9 protein-coding genes are annotated in these 13,119 nt (G+C 59.3%); 2 read left to right on the top strand and 7 right to left on the bottom strand.

Annotated elements, in window-relative coordinates; translation table 11 throughout:
* Positions 1 to 63 precede the first annotated feature (63 nt).
* The 3 genes from FHS27_RS08505 to nadB form a co-directional block, all read right to left on the bottom strand.
* Positions 64 to 966, bottom strand: a complete 903-nt coding sequence (locus FHS27_RS08505; RefSeq protein WP_184304143.1) for a class I SAM-dependent methyltransferase — start codon at positions 964 to 966, stop codon at positions 64 to 66.
* Positions 966 to 1,844: a phosphoribosylformylglycinamidine synthase I gene (gene purQ / locus FHS27_RS08500; protein ID WP_184304141.1), complete on the bottom strand. Its 879-nt coding sequence runs from the start codon at positions 1,842 to 1,844 to the stop codon at positions 966 to 968. The genes FHS27_RS08505 and purQ overlap by 1 nt, the downstream gene beginning before the upstream one ends.
* Before the next feature lie 63 nt (positions 1,845 to 1,907).
* Positions 1,908 to 3,584, bottom strand: a complete 1,677-nt coding sequence (gene nadB, locus FHS27_RS08495; RefSeq protein WP_009093950.1) for an L-aspartate oxidase — start codon at positions 3,582 to 3,584, stop codon at positions 1,908 to 1,910.
* A 73-nt stretch (positions 3,585 to 3,657) separates the two neighbouring features.
* Between nadB and FHS27_RS08490 the strand changes: the two genes are divergently transcribed.
* Complete coding sequence (locus tag FHS27_RS08490; protein ID WP_246419302.1) at positions 3,658 to 4,653, top strand: phosphatidylserine decarboxylase family protein; 996 nt, start codon at positions 3,658 to 3,660, stop codon at positions 4,651 to 4,653.
* A gap of 5 nt (positions 4,654 to 4,658) precedes the next feature.
* A complete protein-coding gene (pssA, locus tag FHS27_RS08485; protein ID WP_184304140.1) occupies positions 4,659 to 5,612 on the top strand; it encodes a CDP-diacylglycerol--serine O-phosphatidyltransferase in 954 nt (317 codons plus the stop codon).
* An 89-nt stretch (positions 5,613 to 5,701) separates the two neighbouring features.
* Here the strand turns inward: pssA and FHS27_RS08480 are convergent, their stop codons facing one another.
* From FHS27_RS08480 to FHS27_RS08465, 4 genes are all read right to left on the bottom strand, one after another.
* Positions 5,702 to 6,892 carry an iron-containing alcohol dehydrogenase gene (locus tag FHS27_RS08480; RefSeq protein ID WP_184304138.1) on the bottom strand — a complete coding sequence of 397 codons (1,191 nt, stop codon included), beginning with the start codon at positions 6,890 to 6,892 and terminating at the stop codon, positions 5,702 to 5,704.
* Positions 6,893 to 6,978: 86 nt separating this feature from the next.
* Complete coding sequence (locus FHS27_RS08475) at positions 6,979 to 9,516, bottom strand: hypothetical protein (protein WP_246419299.1); 2,538 nt, start codon at positions 9,514 to 9,516, stop codon at positions 6,979 to 6,981.
* Positions 9,513 to 12,347 (bottom strand): BatA domain-containing protein, encoded by a 2,835-nt coding sequence (locus tag FHS27_RS08470; RefSeq protein ID WP_184304135.1) that lies wholly within the window; start codon positions 12,345 to 12,347, stop codon positions 9,513 to 9,515. The genes FHS27_RS08475 and FHS27_RS08470 overlap by 4 nt, the downstream gene beginning before the upstream one ends.
* Complete coding sequence (locus tag FHS27_RS08465) at positions 12,344 to 13,117, bottom strand: alpha/beta hydrolase (protein WP_184304133.1); 774 nt, start codon at positions 13,115 to 13,117, stop codon at positions 12,344 to 12,346. The genes FHS27_RS08470 and FHS27_RS08465 overlap by 4 nt, the downstream gene beginning before the upstream one ends.
* Positions 13,118 to 13,119: the final 2 nt, after the last annotated feature.

The following is a 13,119-nucleotide window of genomic DNA, read 5'->3' as shown; positions in this document are numbered from 1 at the left end:
GCCGAAGCGTAACAAGAGTTGCGTTTCGGCGATCCGCGATCGTACGGATCGTTCTGCGACGAGTTAGCTCGCGTTTTGAGCGTCTTCGGTGGGGCAGGCTTCGCGTCGAAATACGAATTCGTTGCATCCCCACCCTGAGCCAACTGTCCGGAGGTTTTCGAGCACGAAGCCGCGACGGCGGAGCGGCAGGATAATTGCCTCGGGGGTGGCGACTTCGAACGGCAGGCCTCCGATCCAGTCGACCCAATCGTGCCAGACGCTCATGCCTCGATCGTCACGTTTACTCCGCCAATCGGAGAATGGCAGCGGATTGCGCCCTCGGGCCAAACGTGCGATCGCGAATTTGGTTTCGTAGACACCTGCGACCGCAGCGACATAGATCGGGCGTAGGGTCGACGGCAGGCCGTGGTAGCCTCGTTTGATCAAATGCCATCGACGACTGGCTCCGCCCTGATCGTTATAGATTGCGATCGCTAGCCATCCGTCGGCTGCAACGCGAGCAGACGCGGTTTCGATCGCGAGCGTCATCTTGCCTGTGTGATGCAGCACGCCCCAACTGTACACGACGTCGAACAAACCCAATGAAGACATTGCCGCCGTATCCAGAACGGAGAGATGATGGACATCCCAGGAGGCGTCAGGCGTGTCTTTTGTGCTTGGCTTGACGGACGCGTTGAACTGATCGCGTAGCGTTCGGGTGCATTCAAAGCTGTCACGGTCGATATCGACGGAGACGGCCGTTGCACCGAGAGAGATCGCAGCCAGCGAGAACAGGCCGCTGCCCGAACCGATATCGAGGAAGCGTTTTCCTGAAAGCGGTTCAGGTTCGTCAGGATCGAGCAGCAAGAGGCCTCGAAGGGAGGCAACCGCTTGCTCGATTCGGTGGGAGTCGACTTGTTTTAAGAACGCCGACCAATTCTTGCCGAACGCGAATCGTGTTTCGCTGGGATCGACTGCGTCGGGCACTACGCGAACCACTGCACGGCGTTGCGGAACATTTGCAGTCCGTCGCCATGTTCGGGTTGAACCTTGCGTCGAGTCCAGAACGGATGCTGGGTGGCATCGATGTGACGCTCGGGGTGCGGCATCAATCCGAAGACGCGTCCTGAGGCGTCGCACACGCCCGCCACGTTGGCATCACCGCCGTTGGGGTTGATCGGAAACGGCAACGTTTCGGATTGGATTTGGCCGTCGGTATCGCAATATCGAATCGCCAATCGTCCGGCCGCTCGCAGTTGTTCCAACGCGTCGGCGTCGCGAGCGACGAATTTGCCTTCGGCATGTGCCATCGGCAAATACATTTGGTCGATATCTTTCAGGAAAACGCACGGGGTTTTGTCGACGGCGAGGTGCACCCACCGATCTTCAAATCGTCCGTGGTTGTTCCAGGTGAGGGTCGCCGGAGGAATTTCGAATTCTGGTGTGTTTGTTTCGCTTCCCCAATTTTGGTCGCTTGGGCTGGCCACGGCGTCTTCTGCGGTAGCCTCGGCCAATTGGGGAGTTTTTACGCCGGTGGTCAGGACGCCCAATCTCATGAGAACTTGCATCCCGTTGCAGATTCCGAGAACGAGATTGTCGCCGCTGTCGACGAAGTGGTGGATCATTTCGTCGAGGTGGTGACGCATCCGGGTGGCGAGAATCCGTCCCGCCGCGATGTCGTCTCCGTAGCTGAATCCGCCGGGGATGCAGAGGATTTGATAACGTTTGTGCAGGGCCGGGTTTTCGGTCAGCCGTCCGACGTGAATTCGCTCTGCCGTCGCTCCGGCTAGCTCGAACGCGTGGGCGGTTTCGACATCACAGTTGGTGCCGGGGGCGCGGAGTACGAGAACGCGTGGAGCAGCCATGTTGGGAAGTTTGACGTTGGGATTTCGAATTGAAAAGAAGAGAAACGCAGTGCACTCAAAAACTTAGTCGTTCATCGATTGCGGGGCAACGTGGTCGGAAGTGGGCCGGGTGATCAGTTCGCCACGGAGCGGGTAGCCGCCGTCGACGTCGATCTGTTGGGTTTGGTGGCACCGCCAGTTTTCGTTGTCGACTTCGGGGAAATCGCTGCGGAAGTGAACCCCCCGGGATTCCCGGCGGGCGAGAGCGGCAGACGTCATCGCGGATGCGGTGAGCAATAGATTCTGCAGTTCCCAGCCCTCGACGCTTTCGAATTGATGCGACATGACGTACGCCGATAGCGACCGAATCTGTTCGTTGGCTTGAGACAGTCCTTCGGCGTCTCGCTGCACCCCGACGAGTCGTCCCATCAGGCTTTTGAGTGAAACGCGAACGTCCGCGATATCGAACGATTGGGTTTGTTGCCTTGCGGTTTGTTGGATTCGGTAGGCGATCATTTTATGCGGTCCTTCCGCGGCGGCACGGCTCGCGGCCTCGCCCGCGTGTGCTCCGTACACGAGCCCCTCGAGCAAACTGTTGCTGGCCAACCGGTTGGCGCCGTGCAATCCGGAGCTGGTGGCCTCGCCGGCGGCCCATAATCCCGGAAGGCTCGTGCGTCCTTGGCTATCGACGGTCACACCGCCGATCATGTAGTGAGCCCCAGGACGCACCGGGATGCGATCGGTCGTGATGTCCAGGCCGAACTGTTTGCACGTTTCCGCGATGCCGGGAAAACGGCTGAGAACGAGTTTCGGATCGAGATGAGCGAGGCTGAGATACACGCACGGGTGCGACGTCACGCTCATTTGGCTGACGATCGATTGGCTCACGATATCGCGAGGGGCGAGTTCGGCGCGGTCGTCGTAGTTAGGCATGAACCGATCGCCGTGCGAATCGAGCAGGTGAGCGCCTTCACCACGCACCGCTTCGGTGATCAGCGATCGCGACGACCCTGCGATATACAGCACCGTCGGGTGAAACTGGATGAATTCCATGTCACGCAGTTCGACGCCGGCTCGATAGGCGATCGAGGTTCCGTCGCCGGTTGCCACGGACGGATTGGTTGATTCGCGGAAGACTTGCCCGACGCCTCCGGTGCAGAGGATGGTTTCTTTCGCCCACACCATCGTGGGACGTTCGTTTTGTCCAACGATCACGGCGCCTCGGCATCGTCCTTCGAGCGTCAGCAGGTCCACGGTGAAGGCGTTTTCCCAGATATCGATGTTCGGCGCCTCGCGACTACGGTCGATGACCGCTCGCATGACCTCACGTCCCGTCGCATCACCCATCGCGTGGACGATCCGTTCGTGGGAGTGCCCGCCTTCCCGGCCGAGGGCGAGTTCGCCGGCGTTGGTGTCAAACTGCGTGCCCCAACGGATGAGTTCTTCGATCCGCCGCGGTCCTTCTCGGATGACACGGTCGACGACGTCTCGGTCACACAGGTTGGCGCCCGCAATCAGCGTGTCGCGGATGTGGTCGTCGAAGCAGTCTTCGGGGTCGAGCACTCCGGCGATCCCGCCTTGGGCGTAGTTGCTGTTGGATTCCCGCAAGTGATCCTTCGTCACGACGAGCACTGAGAGGTTCGGTTCAACGGCGTTGGCTGCCCGGAGACCCGCCAATCCCCCACCAATAACGAGGACGTCGGTGAATCGGTGAATCGCCCGACGCGAATCAAATGGGAGAAGGTAACGAGGCGTGATCATGTCGTCTGGATGAATGGCAAATAGCGGACGTCTTATCGACAAAGGGTTATTGTAGCCGCTACGCTTGTCCTCCATGAGCACCCCGACCGAATCCATTATGCCGCCGCGATCGAATCGGCCGAGAACCGATGCCGTTCCGGCAATGGACCCGGCGGTGAAGTCGATTCAGCCGGGCGGTGGCGTGGTGATGGCAATGGAATTAGCGTGGGGGCGGGCCAGGCGTGCGTATCTGAGAAAATTTCGCCCCGGCTACGTGTCTCGAATGGCCGACCGACGACAAGGAGAACGCGGGGACTTGACCTTCGATCCCGTCGACTCTCGTGACATGAAGTACTACCGTAACCAAGGAAGTTATTGGTGGGCGGACGCCGACGATCCCTTCCTTTGGCGTGACGCTCTTCCGTTTGTTCGGGTGGGGCTGGCGGAGCTGCTCGTGCTTGGCGGAGCGGCGTTGCTAATTTCGGTTGTGATGGCGCTGTTTTGGTGGCCCTTATTCCTGCCCCCGTTCATGCTCTTCATCCTGGTCGTGTGGTTTTTCCGCAGTCCTCGTCGCGCCGTTCCCAGCGGTACGGGAACGGTGGTCTCGCCCGCTGACGGCAAACTGGTTGAAATTGTTGAGATCGACGACCCTGTGATCGGCCCTGCGATCCGGTTCGGTATCTTTTTGTCCATATTTAATGTTCACGCGAACCGAGTTTCGCTGCCGGGACGCGTTGTTTCGGTCCGTTACCGGCCGGGCAAATTTCTCAATGCACTTCGTCCCGAGTCGGCTCGCGAGAACGAGAAACTCGATATCGAGCTCGAGAGCGGTGATCTGGATGGGCGGGTTATCCGGATTCGGCAGATTACGGGACAATTTGCGAGGCGAATTGTTTGCTGGGCACGGGTGGATGATGTTTTTGCCCGTGGCGAAATGTACGGAATGATTAAGCTGGGGTCTCGCACCGAGCTGGTGATCCCTCGCGACGACGCGCTTTCGATTGTCGCGAAGATCGGTGAGAAGATTTTCGCCGGCTCGACCGTGATGGCCCGTTACCAATCCGATGTATCCATTGAATCCGACGCCTAACCTCCATGAGTGAACTCAAACCACGGTTGCCACTTTCCGAGTGGACGGACGCCGATTCAGATCCTCAGGATTTGACCGATGACGGATCGGAATTGGAGCAGGAGATTCCCGAGGAGGGAGGCAGGCGACGTCGTCGTCGAAAGCGTCCGCGTGGCGAGCGGCGACGGTTAACCCTCGCGGTTCTGCCTACCGTGTTGACGCTCGGTAACGGCGTCTGCGGTTTGGCCGCGATCGCGATCGCGGTCAGTACCGATACGCTCGCGTGGGAACTCGAGACCAAACTGTTTGCCGCCGGGCTGTTGATTTTTGGCGGGATGCTGTTCGACGCGTTGGACGGTTCGGCCGCTCGGCTGACTGGTCAGGCGAGTCAGTTCGGTGCCGAGCTCGACAGCCTCTGTGACGCCGTGACGTTCGGTGTCGCGCCGGCGGTGATTGTGTGGCGGATCAGTGACGCGTTGCCACAGCGACTGACCTGGGCTATCGGTGTGTTGTTCGCGGTCTGCGTTCTGATCCGATTAGCTCGCTTCAACGTGGAAACGACAGAGGACGACGATCACGAAGGTTTCGAAGGCTTGCCCAGTCCAGCCGCCGCGGGAACGTTGGCCGCGTTTGCGATCGCCATTCCCGACCTGAAAGACTTTGCGACGGCGGAGAACTATCCCGAATGGGTTTGGGCCGTGAGTGATTGGTCGCTGCAAGCCTCGCACTACTTCATTCCGGTGCTGGCGCTCGTCTTGGCGTTTCTGATGGTGTCGCGGTTCAGCTATCCACACGTTTTTGCGCAGTTGGTGCGAGGTCGGCGGGCACCGAACCAGATCGGGCAAGCGATGTTTGCAGTCGTGGGGATGTTCCTACTGCACTGGGTCGCGTTGCCGTTGGTGTTCTGCTACTACAGTTTCGGGTCACCGCTGCGATCGATGATCAAGCAATATCGCAACCCGACGGAAACGAAGGCTTAACGCATTTTTGAAGACGTCGTCGAGGTCGTCAGACATCGGGGACTCAGTTCGGGCGAAGCCAGCTACTGTGAGCGGGCCCGTTATCTTCTTCACGCTACTTCGCGGTACAAAGCCCGCGTGGAGTCCTCGTCCAGTGCGATCGGATTGAAGGTTCCCGTCCATTGCTGCAACGCGTCGTCGACAAACATGCCGATGTCCGAGGACGGTATCGACAACTCGTCGAGCGAAGTCGCCATTCCCGCTGATTGCACCCAGTCCTGAACCATCTCGGCCAAGCGGTCGGGGGCCTCGTCGATCGAGATCGAGTCGGTGCCCGCCGGATCGATCTCTCGCAGCAGTTCCGCGTACCAGGTTGCATGCTGCGTCCCGTTGAACCGTATCACCGCAGGCAACATCAGCCCGACGGCTTGGCCGTGCACGATGTTATGCCGAGCGGTGAGCGGGTTGGCTGTCGCGTGAGCGGCACCGAGCATGGACGTCTCAATCGCCATTCCCGCGAGCGATGCACCCAACTGCATTTCACCCCGTGCGTTCAAGTCATCTGGTGATCGCAGGACTTTCGAAAACGATCTCGCGAGCAATCCGAACGCGCGGCGACTGTAGGTGGTTGAGATCGCGTTACGCCGGCGTGTGACGTAGGTTTCCACCGCGTGTGAAATCGCGTCGATGCCCGTCAGGCTGGTGACGCTCTGCGGCATGGTCAGTGTTAGTTCGGGATCCAGGACTGCGATTCGGCACGCGGCACGAGGGTCGCCGCATGCCATCTTCACGTGGGTGTCCGCATCGCTGATTAATGCGAAGCTCTGGGTCTCGCTTCCGGTGCCCGCGGTCGTGGGGATTGCGATCATCGGGAGGAGGTCTGCGGTCGCTTTGCCGACGCCGTGGTAGTCATGGATGGAACCGCCGCAACTGTAAACGAAGTTCATCCCTTTGCAGCAATCCAGGCTGCTGCCACCGCCTAGTCCGATCAGCAGGTCAGGTTGGAACTCCGCGGCCGCAGCGACACCGGCGTCGACCATGGTGGAGGTCGGGTTTTCAGCAAATTCGTGAAACGAGCCGACTTGCAGGCCGGCGTTTCGGAGTCGATCGGCGACGTGTTCGAAATGCCCCGCCGCAACAATTCCCTCGTCGCTGACGACCATCACCCGAGTGGCTCCCAGCGAAGCCGCCAGTTCAGCGATTTGGGCCGAAGATCCTGGCCCAAAGATTAATCGCGTCCTCGGCTGGATATCGAATGAAGCCTGGGACGAGAAATCGACAGTTTCGGCATGCGTGGTCATATCATCTTTCTTCGGGGATCTGAAAATGGAAAACGCAGCGACTCAGACAAATTGACTTAAACAGATAATGCCCAAAGGCTGGCCGATCACGCCAGCCCCCAACGTCGGCGCAACGTCCACTCCGAGCATAGGCAGCCGGCAAACAGCACGAACACGATCCAACCGCTGATCGGGCCATCGCCGAGTCGCCATTTCTCAATCACGGCCCGCTCCGCCCGTCGACGCTGGGTCGATATACGTTCGATCAGCGAATCCAGTTGGTCCGGTCGAAATGACTCGCCTCCGGACGTGGCCGTGATCGCCGCCATCCGGTCCAGCAATGCATGGTCCGCCGCGATTGCGGACAGCTCTCGTGTGTCATCGATGATTTGAAACGGCAGTTCTGCCGAAACGATCGGGTTCGCCGCATCACCGAGGCGTACCCGCACGCGGTGAATTCCCGGTGGCATTGAGGAAGTGTTGCTCAGCGGGGCGTTGGTTTGCGGAGACTCCGTCGGCGACGAATCGTTTGACGCAGTCACGTCGGACAATTCAGTGTTTTGTTGTTGTGGTGTTTCCGGTCCGGCCGCGTCGCCAAAAACTTCGGCCGAGATTACAGCTTCACGTTGGTCACCAAATGCTCGGGTGTTCGTTGAGATTCCCAGCGGTCGAACGTCACCCGATTCCAACACGACATCCGCGGACCAGGCACCGGTTTGCTGGTTCATGTTTTCGTTCAAGACGATCGTTCCGCTCAGGAGGCTGCTCTCGGACGTGTTGAACCGACGCCGTGTCATCTCGAGTTGCAGCTCGGTGTCGTTGTCTTCTTCTCGCGAAAGTAACCAAAGCATCAGTTGTCGCCAGAAACGCCGATGGAATTCGCTCGAGCCGCCTCGCCACCAAACCCAAGTCGAATCGAATGCCAGTGAGGCTACGCGGCCTTGTCCGTACTCGCCGACGATCAGCATCGGATCGGAACGATCGTCTTCGAGCAACACCTGCACGCCCGGAGATGCTTTGACTCCGGGGAACGCGTTCGCGCCGGGCATCGGAGGCAGCGTCGACCAATCTAAATTGCGGTCGCCTGCGTTGATGGTCGTGATCGGGTGCGGTCGAGATGTTTTAAGCGTGATCGGGCCGGGGAGTTGACCGAGTAATGACTCTTCTATTTCGCGACCGGGCGGAATCGCGATTGATCCGTTCATCTTTATTGGCAACACCTTTGCCAATGGTGAATCGGCATAGCCGCCGGGGCCGTAGGCGCGTTCACCGCCGAGCGTCACCAACGCGGTACCGGCGGCAACTGACTCGGCCAGTTGTTCGAGTTGTTGGTCGCCGAGGGCGGCCGAGTGTAAGTCGCCGAGGATGACGACATCGAAGCGTCCTGATTGTAAATCGTCCGCGAGGCTCGCCGGCCATCGTGGGGCGGTGTCCCGTGGGATCCAGCGATACGTGAGTTCCAAATCGGGGAATCGCCCTAACGCTTTGCGTAGGTACATCTGTTCCAGACGCGGTGTTCCTTCGAGATACAACACGCGTCCGCCACCGGGCCGGACGTCGACGAAAGCGAGTTGGAAATCATTTGATGCGTTGGGTTCGCCGGCGGGCGGACGAGCCCGGACGACCAACTGATACTGTCCCGGATCCGGTGCAACGATTGGTATCCGAAACGCTTCTGTGTGGGACGTTTGATCGCTCATCATGGTGCGAGTCGCGGCGCTTCGTGAATTCCCGTTATTGTCGATCCACTCCAGTGACAGCGTGATCGGGGTTCCTGGGTAGCCTTGCGAAACGACCTCGAATGAGACTTCCGTTTCGTTACCCGTGAACATGCGGTACGTCTCGGGAAGTGACTGCACTGAGACGTCTTGAACACGGCTCGTCTCTGCCCGAGGTCCGAGTGCAACGGTCCACAGGGGGACACCAATTGCCGCCACCAATCTGGCCGACGAAACGGGATCAAGCCTGCGTCCACCTTGCAGCCCATCGCCGTTTTGTGAGGTGGGTTGAGTTCCTGAGTTTCCGCTCGATCGTGATTCCGGCACAACCGTTTGTGTTCCGTCACTTAATAGAACGATGCCTGCGAGTGGCATTCCTCGCGACGCGGCAACCGCCGACTCCAAGGGGACAGACAAGTCCGTCAGCACGCCGTCTGGTTGGATCTGTTTTGTCGCCGCCAAGGCATCACTCAGTTCGCTAGCCCGACCGTTGGCGACTTGGTCACCTCGACGATCGTAGCGGTACAACGTGATATTCAGTTGTTCGTCTTGGCCTGAAAGATTTTGGGCCAACGTATTGAGTATCCGCTGCTGTTGCTGCCATCGTGTATCTGCGGCCTCTTCGGTGTTGTTTGTGGCAGTCGCGGCGGATTCGTCTCCGGAGGCGAGCGTCATGCTACGTGACGTGTCCATTGCAATCGCGAGCGTTGCAGCAGCGGGCCGGTTATCGGTCTTCACAAGCGAAGGTCGTAGCATCGTCAGCACGAGAGCCAACGCCGCGATACCACGCAACGCGAACAACATCATGCGCCGCGGACGAGTCACTCCGCTCGGTGTGATCACGAACAGCAGTACAATCACGACGGCCGTCAAAAGCACGCCGGCCAAACCTGAATTGTAGATCGGGTCGTAGCTCAATCGCATCATGCGGTCCCCGGGTCACGAGCGGCACGATAGAAGCGATTGCTCAAGAGTTGTTCTGCCAGAAATATGAGTACCACCAGCAGCGTCAACGGTGCGTGCAGCGAGACCGCGACGGACCCGCCACCCCCTCCCGTCAGCGACAAGGCCTCGACGTCGTTGGTGATGGACCAGTTTTCGTCACCGAACCATCCACGCAGTGCGGTGAGCGTGGTCGTTTCTCCGCGGGACCATTCGGGCGAGAGGTTCGCCGAAAATCCGCTCCACAATTCTGCTCCTCGAAGAAAATAGGTCCCCGGTGTTTCGGTTTCGCGGATGGTTACCTCGGAACTCGCCCACGGGATCGTTCTTCCCGTGTCTTGTCCCGGTGCGTAAAGCTCCAGTGACATTGGCGAGTTTGTGGTTGACTCGTTATTGAGTTTCTCGGGGAGGTCGCGATTGCGTTCGTCGTCACGTGCGAAGGTGGCAGCGTCGGGCGACACGACGGCTGTTTGTCCGACCAGGACGGTCGCGTCACGTCGATCGATGCCGGATAAGTAGGCCGCCAATCCGCGAACGGTCATGAATGCGGGCCACGCGTCCGATGCGGTAAATAGCTCATTCCACTTTCGCGTCGCTGCGCCGAGTGCTGGCAACGGAGTGGTCGTGACGGCGATCCGGCCGCCTCCCATTTGCCGCGTCATCACGGCAGGTTGTCCCGTCGCCGGGCCGTCCTTTGCCACCGCGTAACGTGCGATCACCTGCCAGGGTGTCGAGGGAAGGCTTTCTGTTGCGACGGAGGGATTCGTATTAGGAGTCTGCTCGGCATTAACTTGCCAATACCTCTGCACGCGGAAGTCGCTCCAGTTGGGCATTGATGACGGACGCATCACCGAACTGAAGATCGGATGCGAACTCGCCGTCACTCGCCAGAACGTTCCGGGGCTCGGCACACGCCATGATCGCACTAAAGGCGGGACAAGCCATCGCGATGTGGATTCATTGCCGGCGGATTGACTGCCGCCCGGACCGGTTCCCGTTTCCTTGGGCAGCACCTCGGTTGCCGGACCAAGACTGATCATCAAACCGCCGCCTCGCGTGACAACGCCCGCGATCTGATCCAGCATTGCGGAGCTGAGTCCTCCGTTGGAGCCAACAATTTGATTCTGTTCGGCCGAGTAACGCAGCGGTGGGTCGATCAAAACCACTAGGTCAAACGGTTTCCAATCCACGGCCGCCAAGTCGCGGTAGCCGACCGTTTGGATCTGATAGCTGGCCGATGGATCATCGGGTGAGTGTGGCGCCGTCATCGCCGCGGCCATCACTCCGGTTTCGTCGGTGTCGTTTCCTACGATTAAAACGTTTGGAGGTGTTGGGATATCAACCGTGACGAATCGCCAATTGTCCCACATGAATCGATCGTCCCCGATCAATTCGATGACCGCGTGATACGTTCCACGTTCCAAGGGCGGAAGCGTTAGCAAGACTTCATCGCGGCTGTTGAGTGCCCCGCCTGTTAACTCGATCGAAGCACGGTCGACAGATCGAAGCGGTGGCAGCACGAGACGTCCGTCGCGAACCACGGGCAGCGACGGATCTCGTTCGTACAAACTCAGTTGCACTGTCGCTGTTAAGTTTGAGCCCATGCTCGATGCGTTGCCAACACTTACGCCAGAGAGACGTGTGTCGGACGGGTCACGCCAAACGCCGACGTCAAAGCGGATCGGAATTGCGACGCCCGGTGGTGGAGCAACGTCGGCGACGAGCGGTAGCGAGATCCAAGGATTGATCGCGGGAACGCTCGCTCCGCCTGCACCCGATGTCTCGTCGTCTGAGCCGGCATCCGCCTGCAATGAGGCCGATTCGTGAACGTTAAGCACATGGATTGGAACGTCTTCGTGTTCGGCGGGACCCAGAGGCGAACGGGCCAGCGACGCGGGAATGTTTTTTTCCCAGCTAGGTTCGGCCATGTCGGATACCACGACGACATGTCGTTCGGTGAGGTCGCTCGTGCGAACCAGTTCCACTGCGGATTCGGTTCTCCGAATGATTGAAGCGGGTGAGGCTGTGGGGCTCAATCGAGCGAGTCGCGAGCGCGCGGCCGCGATGTCAAGTGAAAAACCGACCGGTGACGAAGAGCGATCAACGATCGCGACGCGGCTGCCCGACGGTAAACGGTCGATGAGTTCTCCCGCCCGTGCGATCGCAACAGCCAGCCGAGTCCCCGGACGTGCCGTGGCGAAGAGCCTGCTCGGTGTGTTTGACGCTGGCGATGCGTTCGACGCGGAAGATTCATTTTCGCCGCCACCACTGAACGCATCTCCGCCAATGTCACCGCCTCCAAAATCTTCAACGACGCTCCATGCAGATGAGGGTGAGTTGTCGATCACGATCGCGATCGCCATCGGTCGGTCGACTCGAAAATCGGGAGCGTTCCCAGTTGCGATCGCGCGGATGGCTCCGATTCCCGCGATCAAACCTGTGATCAACGCGGCACCGAGCAGCGACCACGCCATCGATCGCCCTAAACCGCGAGAGAAGGCGACTGAAGCCAATGCCAACAGACCGACGCTGGCGATTGCGATCAGCCCCACCGTCGTCCACGTCGACGACATCGCCGAGTCAATATGCGGTCGGGCCAGGACAACGGCGAACGCGATGATCGCAAGAATGCGTAACGCGAGCAGCCACCAACGGCGAACCTTCAGGCGGCTCGTTTGCGTCGTCAGTTGCCGCTGTAAAAATGCAACGCTCGGAAAGACAACCCGTCGCGGTGGTTGACGAGCCAACAAGTGCAACGCGACAGGAATTCCTGCCGCTAACGTCCCCAACAGCAACGTTGCACTGAGAAAACTCATTGCTTGGTTGAGACCGCCAACAGACGCAGTCGTTCGACCAACCGAAACAGCGTGTCCGTTTCAATCGTGTGTGGTCCTTGGAACGCCATGAATTCGACTTCCGTGTTTCCGCCGCGAAGCATGTCACGCAGTGCTTCGGCACTCGAGAACGGAAGAATCGGGTCGATGCGACCGTGTGATTGCAGAACGTGCGTGTCGGCGAGGCGATCCAGTTTGCTTTTCCATAACGATTCGCAAACGAGCGTTCCGGAGAACTGAACAAGAATATTCGGCGGTCGAACGCTGCCGCGAAGTGCGAGATCCATCGTCAACATCGCACCCTGCGAAAAACCACCGAGAACATAAGGTGTGCCCTCGGGAACATCCGCGAGCACCTGAGTGACGGTTTCCTCGAGTGCGGCACGGGCCTCGTCAATTCCCGGTGGGACTTGATCGTGCAGTTCGTCAAAGCGATTAGTTTGCAAAAGTTCTTGGAGGGCCATCATATTCAGCGGCCACCAAGCTCGTCCTTCCGGCATGCCGATGTCCGACAAATCATGCGGAGCCTCAGGGTAGATGAATCGAAGTGCACCCGAGTCGGTGCCGATCCATTCGATCAAATGAGGAGTCAGCGACGCGAGATCGTCGCCGGGAGCACCGTAGCCGTGGCACAAGATTACCGGGATGCGAGCATCCTCCGATCCGTCCACGACGAGACAACGAAGAGGGCCGATAGTTTCGACGCGCGGCCGAGCAGCGTAGCCGTCGGCGGAGTAGTTGGGATTGTTCATCC

The sequence above is a fragment of the Aporhodopirellula rubra genome (assembly GCF_014192335.1).
Taxonomy (GTDB): Bacteria; Planctomycetota; Planctomycetia; order Pirellulales; family Pirellulaceae; genus Rhodopirellula; species Rhodopirellula rubra.
Note: the sequence above shows the minus strand (reverse complement) of the source record. Positions and strands in the feature narration are given on the sequence as shown.

Excerpts from the sequence above, each read along its gene's own strand:
- purQ (WP_184304141.1), bottom strand. The coding sequence starts at position 1,844 with ATGGCTGCTCCACGCGTTCTCGTACTCCGCGCCCCCGGCACCAACTGT.
- FHS27_RS08470 (WP_184304135.1), bottom strand. The coding sequence starts at position 12,347 with ATGAGTTTTCTCAGTGCAACGTTGCTGTTGGGGACGTTAGCGGCAGGA.
- pssA (WP_184304140.1), top strand. The coding sequence starts at position 4,659 with ATGAGTGAACTCAAACCACGGTTGCCACTTTCCGAGTGGACGGACGCC.
- FHS27_RS08475 (WP_246419299.1), bottom strand. The coding sequence starts at position 9,516 with ATGATGCGATTGAGCTACGACCCGATCTACAATTCAGGTTTGGCCGGC.
- FHS27_RS08480 (WP_184304138.1), bottom strand. The coding sequence starts at position 6,892 with ATGACCACGCATGCCGAAACTGTCGATTTCTCGTCCCAGGCTTCATTC.
- FHS27_RS08465 (WP_184304133.1), bottom strand. The coding sequence starts at position 13,117 with ATGAACAATCCCAACTACTCCGCCGACGGCTACGCTGCTCGGCCGCGC.
- nadB (WP_009093950.1), bottom strand. The coding sequence starts at position 3,584 with ATGATCACGCCTCGTTACCTTCTCCCATTTGATTCGCGTCGGGCGATT.
- FHS27_RS08490 (WP_246419302.1), top strand. The coding sequence starts at position 3,658 with ATGAGCACCCCGACCGAATCCATTATGCCGCCGCGATCGAATCGGCCG.